15 protein-coding genes and 1 tRNA gene are annotated in these 16,803 nt (G+C 42.7%); 10 read left to right on the top strand and 6 right to left on the bottom strand.

Going from position 1 to position 16,803, the window contains the following annotated elements:
• Positions 1-11 precede the first annotated feature (11 nt).
• Positions 12-1,694 carry a glutamine--tRNA ligase gene (glnS, locus tag ACUHGC_RS09880; protein ID WP_446833151.1) on the top strand — a complete coding sequence of 561 codons (1,683 nt, stop codon included), beginning with the start codon at positions 12-14 and terminating at the stop codon, positions 1,692-1,694.
• Between the two features lie 80 nt (positions 1,695-1,774).
• Positions 1,775-2,209 carry a YcgN family cysteine cluster protein gene (locus tag ACUHGC_RS09875; RefSeq protein WP_446833150.1) on the top strand — a complete coding sequence of 145 codons (435 nt, stop codon included), beginning with the start codon at positions 1,775-1,777 and terminating at the stop codon, positions 2,207-2,209.
• A gap of 59 nt (positions 2,210-2,268) precedes the next feature.
• Here ACUHGC_RS09875 and ACUHGC_RS09870 read toward each other — a convergent pair whose 3' ends face one another.
• Positions 2,269-3,639, bottom strand: coding sequence for an L-cystine transporter (locus tag ACUHGC_RS09870; protein WP_446833149.1), 1,371 nt, complete (start codon positions 3,637-3,639; stop codon positions 2,269-2,271).
• A 242-nt stretch (positions 3,640-3,881) separates the two neighbouring features.
• On the opposite strand from ACUHGC_RS09870, the gene ACUHGC_RS09865 reads away from it, so the two are divergent.
• From ACUHGC_RS09865 to ACUHGC_RS09850, 4 genes are all read left to right on the top strand, one after another.
• Positions 3,882-3,958 (top strand) — tRNA-Val (locus ACUHGC_RS09865).
• 201 nt (positions 3,959-4,159) lie between these two features.
• Complete coding sequence (locus ACUHGC_RS09860) at positions 4,160-4,318, top strand: integrase arm-type DNA-binding domain-containing protein (RefSeq protein WP_446833148.1); 159 nt, start codon at positions 4,160-4,162, stop codon at positions 4,316-4,318.
• A 314-nt stretch (positions 4,319-4,632) separates the two neighbouring features.
• On the top strand, positions 4,633-5,295 hold the full coding sequence (locus tag ACUHGC_RS09855) for a class I SAM-dependent methyltransferase (RefSeq protein ID WP_446833147.1): 663 nt from the start codon (positions 4,633-4,635) through the stop codon (positions 5,293-5,295).
• Positions 5,296-5,592: 297 nt separating this feature from the next.
• On the top strand, positions 5,593-6,198 hold the full coding sequence (locus ACUHGC_RS09850; RefSeq protein WP_446834886.1) for an OmpW family outer membrane protein: 606 nt from the start codon (positions 5,593-5,595) through the stop codon (positions 6,196-6,198).
• Between the two features lie 71 nt (positions 6,199-6,269).
• Here the strand turns inward: ACUHGC_RS09850 and pdxT are convergent, their stop codons facing one another.
• Together pdxT and pdxS are read right to left on the bottom strand one after the other, a co-directional pair.
• Positions 6,270-6,851: a pyridoxal 5'-phosphate synthase glutaminase subunit PdxT gene (pdxT, locus tag ACUHGC_RS09845; RefSeq protein WP_446833146.1), complete on the bottom strand. Its 582-nt coding sequence runs from the start codon at positions 6,849-6,851 to the stop codon at positions 6,270-6,272.
• A 1-nt stretch (position 6,852) separates the two neighbouring features.
• On the bottom strand, positions 6,853-7,740 hold the full coding sequence (gene pdxS / locus ACUHGC_RS09840) for a pyridoxal 5'-phosphate synthase lyase subunit PdxS (RefSeq protein WP_446833145.1): 888 nt from the start codon (positions 7,738-7,740) through the stop codon (positions 6,853-6,855).
• 68 nt (positions 7,741-7,808) lie between these two features.
• Here pdxS and pdxR point away from each other — a divergent pair, with 68 nt between their 5' ends.
• The gene (gene pdxR / locus ACUHGC_RS09835) at positions 7,809-9,302 is read left to right on the top strand and encodes a MocR-like pyridoxine biosynthesis transcription factor PdxR (RefSeq protein ID WP_446833144.1); all 1,494 of its coding nucleotides are present in this window, start codon (positions 7,809-7,811) and stop codon (positions 9,300-9,302) included.
• Between the two features lie 101 nt (positions 9,303-9,403).
• Here the strand turns inward: pdxR and recN are convergent, their stop codons facing one another.
• The gene (gene recN, locus ACUHGC_RS09830) at positions 9,404-11,080 is read right to left on the bottom strand and encodes a DNA repair protein RecN (protein ID WP_446833143.1); all 1,677 of its coding nucleotides are present in this window, start codon (positions 11,078-11,080) and stop codon (positions 9,404-9,406) included.
• A gap of 90 nt (positions 11,081-11,170) precedes the next feature.
• Positions 11,171-12,097: an NAD(+) kinase gene (locus ACUHGC_RS09825; protein WP_446833142.1), complete on the bottom strand. Its 927-nt coding sequence runs from the start codon at positions 12,095-12,097 to the stop codon at positions 11,171-11,173.
• Between the two features lie 180 nt (positions 12,098-12,277).
• Here ACUHGC_RS09825 and grpE point away from each other — a divergent pair, with 180 nt between their 5' ends.
• Positions 12,278-12,862, top strand: a complete 585-nt coding sequence (gene grpE, locus ACUHGC_RS09820; RefSeq protein WP_446833141.1) for a nucleotide exchange factor GrpE — start codon at positions 12,278-12,280, stop codon at positions 12,860-12,862.
• A gap of 161 nt (positions 12,863-13,023) precedes the next feature.
• Here grpE and ACUHGC_RS09815 read toward each other — a convergent pair whose 3' ends face one another.
• Positions 13,024-13,911: an IS256 family transposase, variant Zn-binding type gene (locus ACUHGC_RS09815; RefSeq protein ID WP_446834810.1), complete on the bottom strand. Its 888-nt coding sequence runs from the start codon at positions 13,909-13,911 to the stop codon at positions 13,024-13,026.
• A 452-nt stretch (positions 13,912-14,363) separates the two neighbouring features.
• On the opposite strand from ACUHGC_RS09815, the gene ACUHGC_RS09810 reads away from it, so the two are divergent.
• Positions 14,364-15,578: an alpha-2,8-polysialyltransferase family protein gene (locus ACUHGC_RS09810; RefSeq protein ID WP_446833140.1), complete on the top strand. Its 1,215-nt coding sequence runs from the start codon at positions 14,364-14,366 to the stop codon at positions 15,576-15,578.
• A 3-nt stretch (positions 15,579-15,581) separates the two neighbouring features.
• Complete coding sequence (locus tag ACUHGC_RS09805) at positions 15,582-16,790, top strand: DUF6716 putative glycosyltransferase (RefSeq protein ID WP_446833139.1); 1,209 nt, start codon at positions 15,582-15,584, stop codon at positions 16,788-16,790.
• The last annotated feature ends 13 nt before the right edge of the window (positions 16,791-16,803 follow it).

The raw sequence follows: 16,803 nt of genomic DNA, 5'->3' as shown, positions 1-16,803 counted from the left end.
TGAGGAGCGCTATGAGTGAGCATGAGGTTTCTGCGGTAAACGACGCAGAAAATCGCCCGAGTAATTTTATCCGCCATATTATTGATGAAGATCTGGCACAAGGCAAAGTTAACAACGTTTACACCCGCTTTCCACCGGAGCCGAACGGCTATCTGCATATCGGACACGCAAAATCGATCTGCCTGAATTTCGGCATTGCCCGTGATTATCAAGGTATGTGTAACTTGCGTTTTGACGACACCAACCCAGTGAAAGAAGATGTGGAATATGTCGATTCGATCAAACAAGACGTCGAATGGCTGGGCTTTGAATGGCAGGATCAAGTGCGGTATGCCTCGGATTATTTTGATCAACTGCACGGCTATGCGATCGAATTGATCGAAAAAGGGCTGGCGTATGTCGATGAATTGTCGCCGGAGCAAATCCGTGAATATCGCGGCACCTTGACCGAAGCAGGGAAAAACAGCCCGTATCGCGAGCGCAGTGTGGCGGAAAACTTAGCGCTGTTTGAAAAAATGCGTAACGGCGAATTTGCCGAAGGGGCGGCGTGTCTGCGCGCGAAAATCGATATGGCGTCGCCGTTTATGGTTATGCGTGATCCGGTGTTGTATCGGATCAAATTCGCACACCATCACCAAACCGGCAATAAATGGTGCATCTACCCGATGTACGATTTCACCCACTGCATTTCCGATGCGATTGAACGAATCACGCATTCATTGTGCACCTTGGAATTTCAGGATAACCGCCGTTTATATGACTGGGTGTTGCAGAATATCTCGATTGAGCGCCCATTACCGCACCAATATGAATTTTCGCGTTTGCAACTGGAAGGCACGCTCACTTCTAAACGCAAATTGTTGCAATTAGTGACCGATAAAGTGGTGGACGGTTGGAACGATCCGCGAATGCCGACCATTTCTGGCTTACGCCGTCGCGGCTACACGCCGGCAGCGTTGCGTGAGTTTTGCGATCGTATCGGCGTGACCAAGCAAGACAATATGATCGAATTCAGCGCATTGGAAGCCTGCATTCGTGACGATTTGAACATCAACGCACCGCGCGCGATGGCGGTATTAAATCCGCTGAAAGTGGTGATTGAAAATTTTCAAGGTGCAGACGAAAGCCTAACCGCGCCAAATCACCCGAACCGTCCTGAATTGGGTGAGCGCCAATTGTCGTTCGGACGTGAAATTTATATCGATCAAGCGGATTTCCGTGAAGAAGCGAATAAAAAATACAAACGTTTAGTGTTAGGCAAGGAAGTGCGGTTGCGCAATGCGTATGTGATTAAAGCCGAGCGGGTTGAAAAAGACGCTGAGGGCAATATCACCACCTTATATTGCAGCTACGATCCGGAAACGTTGGGCAAAAACCCGGCGGACGGGCGCAAAGTGAAAGGCGTGATCCATTGGGTTTCAGCGACACAAAATCATCCTGCGGAATTCCGCCTGTATGATCGCTTGTTCACCGTAGTGAATCCGGGCGCGGAAGAGGATATTTTATCGGTGTTAAACCCGAATTCTTTGCGCGTGGTGCACGGTGTGGCGGAAGTGAATTTAGCCTCGGTAGCAGTGGAACAAGCCTACCAGTTTGAACGCGAAGGCTATTTCTGTGCCGACAGCAAAGATTCAACGACTGATCACTTGGTGTTTAACTTAACCGTCAGCTTGAAAGAAAGCAGCGATTTTTAAGTCGCATTGAATGTAACCAAAAACAGGCGTACTGAGTATGCCTGTTTTTCTTTGAGCCACGAGTTTATTTAAGAGAAGCCATGAAAGAGCGGTTTTGGCAAAGTAAATCTTTGTTAGACATGAACGAACAAGAGTGGGAGGCGTTGTGCGACGGCTGCGGCTTGTGCTGCTATCGTAAAATGCTGGACGGCTACGGCAAGTATGAACAGCTGTATTTCACTCGGATTGCCTGTAATCAGCTCGATTTGAAAACCGGCAAATGCCAAAACTATCCTCAACGGTTTGAGCTGGAGGAGGATTGCACCAAACTCACCAAGCAAAATCTGCCGGACTTCGGCTGGCTGCCGAAAACCTGTGCCTATCGCTTATTGTATGAAGGCAAGCCGCTGTTTAACTGGCACCCGCTGATTTCCGGCAATGCCGATTCGGTTAAACTGGCGGGAGTACAGATTCAACACGGTATTCATGAAAAAGATGTGATTGAGTGGTTTGACCACATTATCGACGATCTGTAACGCGATAACCAAGAAGCCCGATCTATTACGAATCGGGCTTTTGCTTATCAAGTGCGGTATTAATCCGCGTTTGGATTTTCTAACCGCTGCAAATCAGTTTGTTTCAACCATTTGCTGCTTAACGTACCAGCGGTGATTGCGCCGTTCACGTTAAGTGCGGTTCTGCCCATGTCGATTAACGGCTCAATTGAAATCAGCAAACCGACCAGCGTTAACGGCAAGCTCATAGTCGAAAGCACCACAATCGCCGCGAAGGTTGCGCCACCACCGACACCGGCAATGCCGAATGATGAAATGGTCACGATTGCTACTAACGATAAGATAAATTGCGGCGCCAGCGGATCAATACCGACTGACGGTGCGACCATAAAGGCAAGCATTGCCGGATAAATCCCAGCACAACCGTTTTGTCCAATCGTCGCACCGAATGTTGCCGAGAAATTGGCAATAGTACTAGAGTTGCCCAATTTATTGGTTTGAGTTTCGATATTCAACGGAATTGTCGCCGCACTTGAACGAGAAGTGAAGGCAAACAGCAGCGTCGGCAACACTTTTTTGTAATACACAAACGGATTGACTCCGCTGAAAGCCAACAGCAAGCCGTGCACGATAAACATTACTGCGATAGCCAAATAGGAGGCGATGATAAAATTCAGCAAGTTTAAGATGTCGGCAAGGCTTGAGGTGGCAGCCATACGCGTCATCAGTGCCAAGATGCCGTATGGTGTCAGGCTGATGATGATTCGCACTAAACTCATCACCAATTTGTTCAAACTGTCGATTCCTTGGGTGATGCGTTCCGCCGTGTCGCCGTTTTGTTTGCGCAAACGTAGGGTAGCAATGCCTAAAAATGCCGCAAAAATCACGGTGCTGATAATCGAAGTCGGGTTTGCGCCGGTCAATTCGGCAAACGGATTGCGCGGAATAAATGAAAGCAACATCGCCGGAATGGTTAAATTCGCCACCTGATCAACTCGCCCTAAAACGCGCTCTTGCGCGGCAAGCTCACGGCTGCCGGCAATCAGCCCGTCGGCATTCAGATTAAACAACGCGCTGAAACCGATGCCCACTAACGCTGCAATTGCGGTGGTGATCAACAAAACTGACAAAATACTAAAACTGATTTTGCCTAAACCGCCGGCATCATGCAGCTTGCTGATTGCCGATAAAATCGACACAAACACCAGCGGCATCACAATCATATGTAGTAAACGAACATAGCCGCCGCCGACTAAATTAATCCAGTCCAGACTGGTGCTGACCGCACTTTGATCCGCATACAGATTCTGCAGTGCGACCCCAAACACCACACCCAACACCAGCGCCAACAACACCGTGACCGCCAACGAGTGCCCCTGCTTTTTGAAATAATACAGCGCAAGCAACAACACAAAAAAGACAGCCAAGTTCAACAAAAAAGAGAATGGCATATAAACCCCTGTTAAAAAAAGAATAATCGAGGCAATCAGCATAATCGATTGCAGTGAAAAGACAAATGCCAATAAATGATAAATTATTCCGTAGCGCTATAACAAACGGTTTTGACGATATTCTACGCGCAAACCGGTCGTTTTATTCACATTTTGCTTAAAAAGTTAACAACCGAATGTGCGGAACAAAAAAATACTTGTTCCCGAATCGGAAAATCGCTATTATAGCGCCACTTCAAAATGCGACCGTAGCTCAGTTGGTTAGAGCACCACCTTGACATGGTGGGGGTCAGTGGTTCGAGTCCACCCGGTCGCACCATCAACGATTTCATAACCCCTCGTAACCTTTCATATCAAAGCGCAAAAACCCTTGTAAATACTGGCTTTACCTCAACTTTATCTCTTTTTATATCTCGTAGCTTATCGCCTCTTTTCGTCTTTAACCGCGAATTGTAGTAACCATGGTAGTAACTATGGTGTAAAGTAGCAATTTTCATAGTTACTACGATGTGGGGGATCTATGCCGAGAACAGTGAAACGCCTTAATAACACCGAAGTGGAAAAAGCTAAGCCAAAAGACAAGCCATATACATATACATTGACCGATGGCGATGGCTTGTTTTTATTAGTCATGTCTAGCAGCTCAAAGACATGGCAGTTTAATTACTATCGTCAATAACAAAGAAAAGAGTTAAGTTCAGCTTAGGGGCTTACCCGGCACCATCACTTTCTTAATCTCTCTCAGCTCTCTATTATTCAGATTCTACAAATAAAAAACCTTTCTTGTTTTGTTATTATTCAGCTAAATGACGTTAATTCTCAAAAGTAGAAAAACACCTTAAATTATCTATTTTAATTTATAAAACTATCACTTATTTATAAAGTATCGCGTGTAAAATCCTGCCGCGGTTTAATGGCGATGGATTTAATTAATTATGATTGGTCTATGTCATTGAGTCATACTGTAATAAATTCAAAGAATAAGGAGACACGATGTCTTTAGATACTAAACAAGGAATGAAAGTTTATACTCCGTTTGCGCTCAAGTTATATGATTGGTGGGTGCTGAAAATTTCGAATCAATATGCGTGGCGCTGCGATACCCAAAAACACCTTTTACCGCACTTTAGCCAACATTTGAGCAAAAACCACTTGGATATTGGGGTTGGAACGGGGTTTTATCCGAAACGCAGCGCAAACCAAATCGCCCAGATTTCGTTTTCCGATTTAAATGCCAACAGCCTTGCGGCGGCACAGCGTGTTCTTCCGGCACACAAAATTAAGCACTGTCTATTACAAGATGTATTTCAGCCATTCCCGGAAAACACTCAGGCGCATTTTGATTCTATTTCGATTTTTTATTTATTGCATTGCCTGCCGGGAACCATGTGCGATAAACAAGCTGCCTTGGAAAATATTGTGGCGACCTTGACTCAAGATGGCGTGCTTTACGGCGCGACCATTTTAGGCGAAGGGGTTCGGCACAATAAATTTGGTCAAAAATTAATGCAGGTTTATAACCAAAAAGGTATTTTTAGCAATCGTGCCGATTCGGAAGAGCAGTTACAGCGTTTGCTGTCCGCCTTGTTTGAACGGGTTGAGATTCGGGTTGAAGGTGTTGTGGCGCTATTTAGCGCCAGTAAAAAGCGGGCTTAGTCGCACAGAGCAATAAAAATCACTCATTTGAGTGATTTTTATTGCCGAGAAATAGCATTGATTAAAAAATGCTCTAAAAAAGTCATTTTGGTTTTAGATCAAAGATAGTAAACAGCGAATTAAAAGAAAAAACAGAAAGATCAATATTTTATTTTTATGAAAAAAATCAAATTTGATTTATATCATTTTTATTCTACTCAATTAGAGTTATATTAAGTCAACTACTAACACAGGGTAGTAGCTAGCGATCAGAAGTTGCTCTTTAATTTTAGAGGAAACCAATATGAAAAAAATGACATTAGCATTCGTTGCAGCAGTGGTTCAGTGTTGGCACATGAAGCGGGGAGTGTGATTGTTCGTGGAGGGCCGATTTTAGTTGTGCCGGACGCCTCGACGAAGAATTATACCGGCAATGCGCTAAAATATGACTTTGATGTCAACAGCAATGCGCAGTTGGGGTTAACCGCGAGTTATATGATCACCGATAATATCGGGGTCGAATTGTTAGCGGCAACGCCATTCAGCCATGAATTATCACTGCCGGGCATCGGCACGGTCGGCAAAACCAAACACCTGCCGCCGAGTCTTTATTTGCAATACTACTTTTTAGACAAAACCGCGAAAGCGCGTCCGTATTTTGGCGCCGGGGTGAACTACACCACCTTCTTTAGCGAGAAATCGACCTTTGCACCGGTGACCGATTTGAAACTCAAAGATTCGTGGGGCTTGGCGCTGAATGCGGGGGTGGATGTCGGGTTAACTGAAAATCTGTTCTTAAACACCTCGGTTTGGTACGCCAAAATTAAGACCAAAGCCAGCTTTAAATTGGGCGGGGTGGAACAAAAAGCGGATGTCACCTTAGATCCGATGGTTTATTTTATCGGCTTAGGTTACCGTTTCTAACTTTGCGGATAAGGAAATCCGTATAGCAAAAAAGTACAGGTTTTGCTCACAGTGGGCAAAACCTGTATTTTTTATAGCATCTCTAAAAACAGCCGCATGACGCGATCGTCTTGCCTGAGTTCGGGGTGGAACGCGCAGGCAAGTAGGTTATTTTGGTGAGCCAAGACGATTTGATCGTCAATTTGTGCCAAACTTTCAACCTGATCGGAAAGCCGTCGCGTGATATACGGTGCGCGAATAAAGACCGCCGGAAACGGTGTTTCTAATCCCTGAACCTCAAGTGCGGTTTGAAAGCTGTCGACTTGCCGCCCGAAAGCGTTGCGCCGCACTTCAATGTCCATTAAGCCCAGATGCGTTGACGATTCGCCTTGAATGGCTTTTGCCAGCAGAATCATGCCGGCGCAAGTGCCAAACAGCGGTTTGCCGTCAGCGGCAAATTGGCGGATTGCCTCAATAAAACCGTATTCACGCATTAGCTTGCCGATTGCGGTGCTTTCGCCGCCGGGCAACACCAGCGCATCGAGCGTACTCAATTGCTCGATTTTTTTAATCGGAAGTGCGGTCGCCCCCAGTTTGCTAAGCTGCGCCAGATGTTCGCTCACCGCACCTTGTAACGCCAGCACGCCGACGGTATAAGCGGAGTAATCTCTCATCTTACCAACCACGTTCTTGCATTCTGTCGGCGGCGTTCAATTTGGATATTTCTAAACCTTTCATCGCCTCGCCCAGATCTTCCGATAAGCGGGCGATCAAATCATAATCTTGATAATGGGTGGTTGCCTGCACAATGGCGCGTGCGAATTTTTCCGGATTTTCGGATTTAAAAATCCCTGAGCCGACGAATACGCCGTCTGCGCCTAATTCCATCATTAATGCGGCATCAGCGGGCGTAGCGACACCGCCAGCAGCAAAATTCACCACCGGAAGTTTGCCTAATTGTTTGATTTGTAATAATAGTTCGAACGGTGCGCCTAATAATTTGGCTTCGGTCATCAACTCATCGTGGCTCATCGCAACCACTTTGCGCACTTGCGCATTGACTTTCCGCAGGTGACGCACCGCTTCTACGATATTGCCGGTTCCCGGTTCGCCTTTGGTGCGCAGCATTGCAGCGCCTTCGCCGATGCGGCGCAGTGCTTCGCCTAAATCGCGACAACCGCAAACAAACGGCACAGTGTATTCGCTTTTTAACAGGTGAAATTCCTCATCCGCCGGGGTCAGCACTTCGCTTTCGTCGATATAGTCCACGCCCATCGCTTCCAGCACGCGTGCTTCGGTGATATGTCCGATTCGCGCTTTCGCCATCACCGGAATACTCACCGCACTCATCACTTCTTTCATAATTTTCGGATTTGCCATGCGTGCGACGCCGCCGGCGGCACGAATATCGGATGGCACGCGCTCCAGCGCCATTACCGCAACGGCGCCAGCCGCTTCGGCAATACGCGCTTGTTCGGCGTTGACCACGTCCATAATCACGCCACCTTTTTGCATTTGTGCCATGCCGCGTTTCACCATTTCACTGCCTAAGATTTTATTCATTGCGTTTCTCCTGCTTTTGATTAAATGTTGTTTAATTGAAACTCGAGCTTATTTTCACTGATTCAGATATGATTAAAAGCGTCAGTTTTAATAAAGTGAATGGGGTCAGGAAAAAGGTGAAAAATTGGACGTTTCAGTTAGATAAACAATCGGCTAAACCGCTCTATGTCCAACTGTACCAACAAATTAAGGACGATATTACTTTCGGGCGAATGGCGTATGCCGATCGATTGCCATCGAAACGCAAATTAGCGGAGCATTTGGCGATTAGTCGCAACACGGTTGAAACCGCCTATGCGCAGTTATTGGCGGAGGGCTATATCGAAGCAAAAGTGCGGCAGGGCTTTTTTGTACAATTTAAAGCGGAGCAGTTTTTTATTCATCAACCGACCAACTCGGCACCGCTTGCCACGACGGCAAAGCCGGTATTTCGTTATGATCTGAATCCCAATCAGATCGATACCGCACTTTTCCCGTTTGCGCGTTATAAGCAGATGTTTAAATCAGTGGTACAAACGGATAACGGCGAATTGTTGAACATGGGCGAAAAGCAAGGGGAAAGCGCACTGCGTGAGCAGATTAGGCAATATCTGTATGCTTCGCGCGGAGTGAGCTGCCGGATTGATCAAATTGTACTGGGTGCGGGAGTGGAAACCTGTATCAGCCAACTGATTTTGCTGTTCGATCAGCTTTACCCCACAGCGCCGCTGCACTATGCTATGGAGCAATATGGCTATCCGATGGTGGAGAGGCTACTGGGATTATTCGGCAAATCGGTGTTCAAATTGCCGTTGTTTCGTCAAGATAGCGGCGGCACATTAGAGCCGAAAATGGATTTTGCTTTATTACAGCAAAGTGCGGTCAATGTACTGTATTTGACGCCTTCACATCAATATCCTTACGGCAGCGTGCTGACGGCGAATGAACGCCAGCGGCTGTTGGAATGGGCACAGCAGCAAGAGAATCGTTATATCATTGAAGATGATTATGACAGTGAATTTCGCTATAAAGGCAAACCGATTCCCTCATTGCACCACTTAGACAGTAGCCTTAACCTGAATAATAACGTGATCTATTTAGGCTCTTTTTCTAAACTGCTGATGCCGTCACTGCGGATTACCTTTATGGTGCTGCCGCAAGCGTTATTGCCGATTTACCAACAGACTTGCGGGCAGCTGAACTCAACCGTGCCTAGAATCACTCAACATCTGTTGGCAAAATTTATGCAATCGGGTGAATTTGAAAAACATATTCATAAAATGCGCACCAATTACCGCAAAAAAATGGAATTGTTGTGCCAATTATTGCAGCCTTATCAGCATAACGTGCGTTATTACGGCGAACATTCCGGCTTTTATTTGCTATTGGATCTCTATCGTGAATCGCGCTCAATCAGCGAACTGCAAGATTTAGCCGAGCAACAGGGGATTAAATTATATCCGGTACAACAGGATAGCGCCGATAAGCGCTATTTTTCATTAGGCTTTGGCAATTTAGCTCCGACAGAATTGCAGGAAGCGATCACACGATTAATGCGCGTTTGGGGCTATCGTAGCGGATAAGGTCGGCATGACGGAAAGAATGGCTATGCCAATTTCACTTTAAGAAACCAAAGTGCGGTATTAACCGCACTTTGCTATTTGATCGAATAACTTGCCGGAGATTATGCCGTCAATTGCAATAATTCCTTCGCATTGGCAAGAGTCGCGTCGGTGACTTCACTGCCGCTTAACAAACGGGAAAGCGCATAAACTCGGGTGTCGCTATCAAGTGCGGTCATCTCGGTCACGGTTTCGCCGTTGTGCGTATATTTTTGCACGCTGAAATGTTGATGTCCGTGCGCTGCCACTTGCGGCAAGTGAGTCACACATAAAATTTGGCGTTTTGCCCCCAGCTGTTGCATTAAGCGCCCGACGACTGTGGCGGTGGCACCGCTGATGCCGACATCGACTTCATCGAAAATCAGCGTTGGCGTTGACAGTTTGTCGGCGGTTAACACCTGCAATGCTAGTGCAATACGTGAAAGCTCCCCGCCGGAGGCGATTTTCGCCAATGGCTGTGACAGTTGCCCCAGATTGCTGCGCAACATAAACACCACTTCATCTGCACCAAGTGCGGTGATCGCGCTGGCATTATGATTGATTTGTACCTCAAACTCGGCATTTTCCATTGCCAATTGTTTAATTTGAGCAGTGATAGCTGTTGAGAGTTTTCCCGCACCATTGACTCGCGCTTGATACAACGCCTTAGAAGTCCGTTGTAACCGATCGACCGCACTTTGTAATTGCTGCTGCAACCGTTCTTCGCCGTCGGTCAAATCCGCCAGTTCCGTCAATTGTTGTTTCAGTTCGAGGTGGTGCTGCGGCAGCTGTTCAGGGCTGACATGGTGTTTTTTCGCCAGTTGTAACGCTGTGCTGAGACGCTGTTCGATTTCCGCCAACAGATAAGGATCTTGTTCAATGCCGGCAGAGAGTGCTTGTAATTCCGAAGCGGCTTCTTGCACTTGAATCAACGCACTTTGCAATAAATTTTGCAAATTTTCATATTGATTGCTCATTTGCAGCAGCTCCTCACAATAGCGCTCGGATTTGTTCAACATTGACTCCACATTCACCACTTCGTTTTCATTTAACAACATACTGATCGATTGCGAGAGTTGGGTGATCTGTTCCGCATTTGCCAAGCAGAGGTGTTGTTGTTCCAGCTGCGGATATTCGTCGGCTTGCAGATTAAACTCGTTGAGTTCCTCGACTTGATACTGTAATAGTTGGCGCTTGGCTTCGTTTTCCGTTAACTGTTGCTGGAAAGTATGCAGTTGCTGCTTTGCCTGCTTCCAATTTTGATAGGCGTTTGCCATTTGCTGTAACAACGGTTGGTTATCACAAAATTGATCCAATAGCGTGAGTTGTTCCTTAGATTTTAATAAACGCTGTGAGCTGTGTTGCCCGTTAATTTGAATCAGTAGCGCGCCTAATTCGCGCAGCTGCGAGATCGGCACAGGGTAGTTATTGATAAACGCTTTTGAACGCCCGTCGTTGCGAATCACACGCCGGATATGGCATTGATTCGGTGAATCCAAATCCTCCAACTCATAGTGCTGCAACCAGTGTTGTGCCGCCGGATTAGCGGCAATATCGAAGCTGGACCGCACTTCACCGCGTTCTTGTCCGTGGCGAATCATACTGCTTTCGGCGCGTTCACCCAAACATAAACCCAGTGCATCAATCGCGATGGATTTACCTGCGCCTGTTTCCCCGGTGATTACGCTCATGCCGTGTTGAAGCGCAAGATTGAGTTGATTGACGATAGCAAAATTCTGGATATTCAAATGCGTTAACATAGCAAATCTCTTTACTGGTTATTTATACAGGCATATTATACTGTTTTTTTATCCAGTAAAGTGGTTTTTACAATTGCTGTTAAAAAATAATCAGAACAGTTTTTGCAACCAGCCTAATTTTGCACTTAACACATTGAAATAATTATAATCATTTAAGTGTAGCAAACGTAAAGTATCTGGGCTTTTACGCACGATAATTTTGTCGTCCGGCGAAAAGGCGTGTGCCACTTGGCTGTCGCAGCTGATCTCCAGCTGGCGCACGGTGTATTGTGCAAAACGCAGTGAAATCAAGCTGTTGCCGTCAATGACCAGCGGCCGGGAAGACAAGGTGTGCGGGAACATCGGCACTAGCGCAATCGCATTCAGTTGCGGGGTGAGGATCGGACCACCGGCGGAAAGTGAGTAGGCGGTTGAACCGGTTGGTGTAGAAATAATTAAACCGTCGGAGCGTTGTGAAAAAGCAAATTTGTCGTCGATATAGACTTGAAAATCGATCATGTGCGCGATTTTTGCCGGGTGGATCACCACTTCATTCACCGCGTTATTCAGGTTGATCAGCTGATTATCGCGTTCGACCATCGCTTCGAGTAAAAACCGCTCTTCGATAAAGTAATCGCCGTCTTCCAGCACCGAATGCAGCTGTGAATAGGCATGTTTCGGATCGATATCGGTTAAAAAGCCCAAATGCCCGCGGTTAATGCCGATCACCGCAATGTCGTAACGCGCCAGTATGCGCGCAGTGCCGAGCATATTGCCGTCGCCGCCGATCACGATAGCTAGATCGGCTTTTTCACCGATCTGTTCGATCGGGGCGATGTGATGTTCAGGAATGGATAAATCTTTGCCGATGTCTTCCTCAACTAACACCTCATATTGGCGTTCGCTCAGCCACTGGTAAATGTTTTTGTGCATTTGCAGCGCGTTGTGATTACGCGGACGACCGACCAGACCAATGGTATGGAAATGGCGTTTACCCGACTGCAACGAGGGTGTGGTTAAAGGAGGCGAATTGCTCATTTATATTACTCATGAAACGGTAAAAAGCAGATATTGCTTGAAATAGGAAATTTAACCCCTATATTAGCAAAATAAGTCACGATTGAAAGCACTATTCATAGGATAAAGCTGACTTGATAGTGGCCTTTTGGTTAAAATAGCGAATAGATTTAGTTTTCGGCATAAAACATGGAGAAGAAAATGTCTGATGTAGTTGATGAGAAAAAAGTAGAATCAATGGAAGAGAATGCGGGCGAGGCGGTGGAAACGCAGGAGCACGATTTGGAAACGATTGAAAGCGATCCGTTGGAAGAAGCGATTGCCCGAGTGCAAGAGCTGGAACAACAACTCGAAGAGAGCAACAAGCGTGTGCAAGACGTGCAATTGAGAAGCCGCGCTGAAGTGGATAATATCCGTCGCCGTGCCGAACAAGACGTGGAAAAAGCACATAACTTCGCGTTGGAAAAATTTTCTAAAGAATTGTTAGATGTGATTGATAATTTAGAACGCGCCTTGGAAGCGAAACCGCAAACGGATGATGAAAGCAGTAAGGCGGTATTTGATGGTGTAGAACTGACCTACAAATCGCTGATTTCCACTGTGAATAAATTCGGTGTTGAAGCGGTCGGCGTGATCGGTGAAGCATTTAATCCGGAATTGCATCAAGCGATTTCAATGCAGCCGGTGGAAGGTTTCAGCACCAATCAAATCACCCAAGTCTTACAAAAAGGCTATCTGTTAAACGGCAGAGTGATCCGCCCTGCAATGGTGATGGTTGCCGCCTAAAGTGCGGTTTTCAGCACGCCAAAAATAAAAAATCGCCATCTTTGTAATCTGCAAAGTATGGCGATTTTTGTTAGGCATAGTAGCCAAAAATGTGGCTGATTTTGAGATCTAAGCTTCTATTAGACATTTTTGTGGCTACTCCTCTTAAAGCGCTAGTTTTTCTAGCTCTTTTTATTCAAAAAATCCTGTATAAACATAATCTTATTCCTTCGGTTTAGTCCATTATGAACGGATAATTTCTGCTTTAAATCCTTAAACAGCCCTTCCAGCCGATTTGTCGTTTTTTCTATCCGTAACTCCGGGTATTTTTCAAAGACAAACAAGTAATCCATATAGCGTTTAATACTGGCATAAGCCCCTCTCAATTTGCGATGTTTATAAGGAAATTTACCCTGATTATCGGGTATATCAGACCGTTCTTCTAAGTAAGCTTTATGCTGCAAAAACCAGTGATGCAAACGGACATAAAAGTCATTTTTGTGACTCTGCTTGAGTGTTTTAACCATTGTTTTCAGTTCCTTTCCGGCAACGGATTTAGGGTTTCTCGTCAGCTTGCGAATCACCATTGCAACAAGGTGAAATTGGCACATTTGGGTTGGCGTATTAAATATATCTTTCAATAAGCCCCGTCGCCCATCGCAAGTAATAGATTGAATAATAAATCCTTTTTTACGCAATCGATTGATGGCTTTGGTATAGTAAATGTCCTTTTCGGTACGAACGATTTGGTGGTAAATCACCTTTTTTGAGCGGGAATCCATTATGACTAATACGCCGAATTGTGGCCCGAAAAAAGTGACATCCATAATAAGATTCAACATTGTGGTTTGCGGTGTGCTGAGTGGCGTTTTAGGGGCTTTTTTCAGGTGCCTTTGGATAGTCCTGACCGAACAATCATAGGTTAACGCAAGCTGCTTATACGTCTGTTTTCCGACGGTGTAATCGTGCCAGATTTGGGCGGATTGAAGGTAATTTGTGTGAGAATATGTCCGTAAACAATCCAAGCATTTATAGCGTTGCTTGCCTGAATTTTTACCGTGTTTTTTAATGTGTTCTGAACCACAGAAATAGCAATTTTTTGGTCATTTTAAAAAATCTCACTTAACGCCTTATTCTATAAGGGATTAAGCGAGATTTCAGCCACATTTTTGTCTACTATGCCGAAAATTACAGCGATTTTTATCATCTCAAAAGCCTATTAAATGTACTTATATATATGATCTTGGAATATGAAACAACCGAATTATCATCACTCTAATAGTTGTGTCAAGTATATTTTTTATACTAAAATCTTTAAGTGGTTGAAAACTGTTATGCTTTTAAGTATAATCCTTTTTGTGATTAGTTGAAAGAAATTTTGCAGATGCTCAATCAATCAATCAATCAATCAATCAATCAATCAATCAATCAATCAATCAGCATAAATAATAGTTAGATTCTTTGAATATTATATTTTATGGGCTGTTTGATTTAGAATACTAATACTTAGGTTTTAAATTAAATGAGTAAATTTAAAAAATTAGTTTTTAATCCTTTACAGTTTTTTCATGACTCATGGGTTTTTAGTGGCACTCAGCCTAAAACTCTCAATAAAATAGAGAATTTATTCTTTATTTCAAATCTTGGACAGCTAGCTCAAGTTGAAGCTCTTATAAAAAAAGAAAAGTTTAAAAATTGTTTTTTAATAATATTATATACTAAGAAAAATTTGCGAGCACCAAAAATGACAGCTGGGCATGTTTTAGAGGAGCTGTTTTTAGGTCTGGATTTTTTAGAATTACCATTGAGTCCTAATACTATAGAAATAAAGAGGTTAGTCTATTTAAATAATACATATAACAGGTTAATTAAATCATTGAAACCTAATAAAATTTTCATGCTTAGTTTTGAAAAGCATTATGCTTTGTTAATTGCTAATGCTCGCTTGCTTGGGGTGAAAGTAAATCTTGTTGAAGAGGGAAGCGGCACATATAAATATGAAAATGAAAGTGAAGCGAATAAAGCAATAATATCTAATCTAACTAATCAGGAAAAAAAAACAGCATTTTTTATCCAGTATTTTCCATTTTTCAAAAGTTTAAAACATGCCTTGGTTATTCCGAAGTATTTTGATAATTTATATGTTAGTTTCCCAGAACTATTAGAAAATACCTTTAATTTCAGAAGAAGTTCTGAGTTTTTTCTTTATGATAAAGATGCACCAATTAGCAATAAGATGAAGAATATAAGTGAATCATATTCTTTAAGTGATAATGATATATTTTTTCTAAATCAACGATATTCTTTTTTAAATGAACTATACATTGATAAGTTACTTTATATTTTGAAATCTTATTCTGTTTTTTTTAAAACGAGAGTTTTTATTAAATTACATCCTAGGGACACTCCTGAGTTTAAAAAGGTGTTGCGAGAAAAAATAAAATTCTTAAGTCCAGATATTAAAATCTTTTTGTTAGACGAGCCAGATTTTCTAATAGAACCCTTAATCTTTCTTGTTAAACCTAAAATTATTTTAGGATTAAGTTCAACCGCTCTTATTTATACAATAAAATTATCAGAAAAAACTAGATGTATATCGATATATCCAACTTTAAAGGTAGAAATGCAAACTGAAGCGGATAATGAACAAGATTTTTTGACGCCAGATAATCATTTCGAAATTTTATCTAATTTTAAACATGTTGAAATATTAAATAACTTAAATGAGATAAATTAATCTATGTATCAAATATTAATTATTGCTAGTTATGATTCTTTTTTACGCTCAGGAATTGCGCTGGGTAGGAAAATTAATCACTCAAATATTGAGATTGGAATTCTTCATGTGAAAAATAATAAGCTCTCATACAGACAGTTGCAAGAGTCTCATGGATTAGAGTATAAGATCTTAGATTTATCTTTATTGTCAGATAGTGATTATTATAAATATGATATTATAATAGCTTCTATTGGAAATGTAGCTTTTAGAAAGTTTATGCGTGAATTTTATGTGCGGTTCAGCAATAAAAAAAATCGTCCTATAGTTATAAGTGTATTTCCTGGTGTAATATTCGGTCATTTAGAAAGTATTTGTTCTAGGATTAATTCTGATATTATTATCGCGAATTGTAAGTACGATTTTGATAGGATAAATAAAATATCTTCTCTATATAATTTAAATGTATTAGCAGTAAACTATGGTCTTGTGAATATAAATGAATCATCTAAGTTTGAAAAGCGAGGGTATGAGAAGAACATCTATTTCATAGATCAAGTGAAAATACCAGCATCAAGATCTGAGAGAGAGTATGTTTTAGCTAAGTTAGTTGAGCTCGCAAAAAAAAATCCAGAAAAAAATATAATAATAAAACCAAGAATTTATAAGGGCGAAAAAACTGTACATGATGACATGTACTCGTATTTTGAATTATTTTCTAATTTAGTTGATCCACCGTGTAACATTATGTTTTCACGTTTAGATATAAATGATGTATTCTTAGATATGGATTTATGTATTTCTTTTTCTTCTAGTGTTATTCTAGAGGCAGCATATCATGATATTCCAATTGCTGTAATTAATGATCTTGGAGTAGATGAAAAATACTTTACCGATGCATTTCTAGATAGTGGTGTTTTAATAAGTTTTGATAATCTGATTGCTGGAGAAAGACCTAGTGGAGTGAATCTAAACTGGGCTTCGAAATACCTGAGTTTTGATCGGGGAAGAAATTTAGTGCTAAACAAACTAATTGCTAGTTATATTAAGGATAAGCCAAATATATCTCAAGAACAGTTATTATTTGCTGGTTTATTTCAGTTTTTTGATAAACAAAATTTAAATGAAAGGAAGTTCAGAAAGTTCAGAAAGCTACTTCGTTCGCCAGGTGCTTTCTTTAAGGATTCGATTATGTTTAATTATATTAATAAAAAATTTAATCTGCTTAAATAAAGCTTTTAATAAA

Source organism: Testudinibacter sp. P27/CKL/0425 (genome assembly GCF_052931395.1).
Note: the sequence above shows the minus strand (reverse complement) of the source record. Positions and strands in the feature narration are given on the sequence as shown.

What these genes read in the sequence shown, in the direction of transcription:
- glnS (WP_446833151.1), top strand. Translation starts at nt 12, where the DNA reads ATGAGTGAGCATGAGGTTTCTGCGGTAAACGACGCAGAAAATCGCCCG.
- ACUHGC_RS09875 (WP_446833150.1), top strand. Translation starts at nt 1,775, where the DNA reads ATGAAAGAGCGGTTTTGGCAAAGTAAATCTTTGTTAGACATGAACGAA.
- ACUHGC_RS09870 (WP_446833149.1), bottom strand. Translation starts at nt 3,639, where the DNA reads ATGCCATTCTCTTTTTTGTTGAACTTGGCTGTCTTTTTTGTGTTGTTG.
- ACUHGC_RS09860 (WP_446833148.1), top strand. Translation starts at nt 4,160, where the DNA reads ATGCCGAGAACAGTGAAACGCCTTAATAACACCGAAGTGGAAAAAGCT.
- ACUHGC_RS09855 (WP_446833147.1), top strand. Translation starts at nt 4,633, where the DNA reads ATGTCTTTAGATACTAAACAAGGAATGAAAGTTTATACTCCGTTTGCG.
- pdxT (WP_446833146.1), bottom strand. Translation starts at nt 6,851, where the DNA reads ATGAGAGATTACTCCGCTTATACCGTCGGCGTGCTGGCGTTACAAGGT.
- pdxS (WP_446833145.1), bottom strand. Translation starts at nt 7,740, where the DNA reads ATGAATAAAATCTTAGGCAGTGAAATGGTGAAACGCGGCATGGCACAA.
- pdxR (WP_446833144.1), top strand. Translation starts at nt 7,809, where the DNA reads ATGATTAAAAGCGTCAGTTTTAATAAAGTGAATGGGGTCAGGAAAAAG.
- recN (WP_446833143.1), bottom strand. Translation starts at nt 11,080, where the DNA reads ATGTTAACGCATTTGAATATCCAGAATTTTGCTATCGTCAATCAACTC.
- ACUHGC_RS09825 (WP_446833142.1), bottom strand. Translation starts at nt 12,097, where the DNA reads ATGAGCAATTCGCCTCCTTTAACCACACCCTCGTTGCAGTCGGGTAAA.
- grpE (WP_446833141.1), top strand. Translation starts at nt 12,278, where the DNA reads ATGTCTGATGTAGTTGATGAGAAAAAAGTAGAATCAATGGAAGAGAAT.
- ACUHGC_RS09810 (WP_446833140.1), top strand. Translation starts at nt 14,364, where the DNA reads ATGAGTAAATTTAAAAAATTAGTTTTTAATCCTTTACAGTTTTTTCAT.
- ACUHGC_RS09805 (WP_446833139.1), top strand. Translation starts at nt 15,582, where the DNA reads ATGTATCAAATATTAATTATTGCTAGTTATGATTCTTTTTTACGCTCA.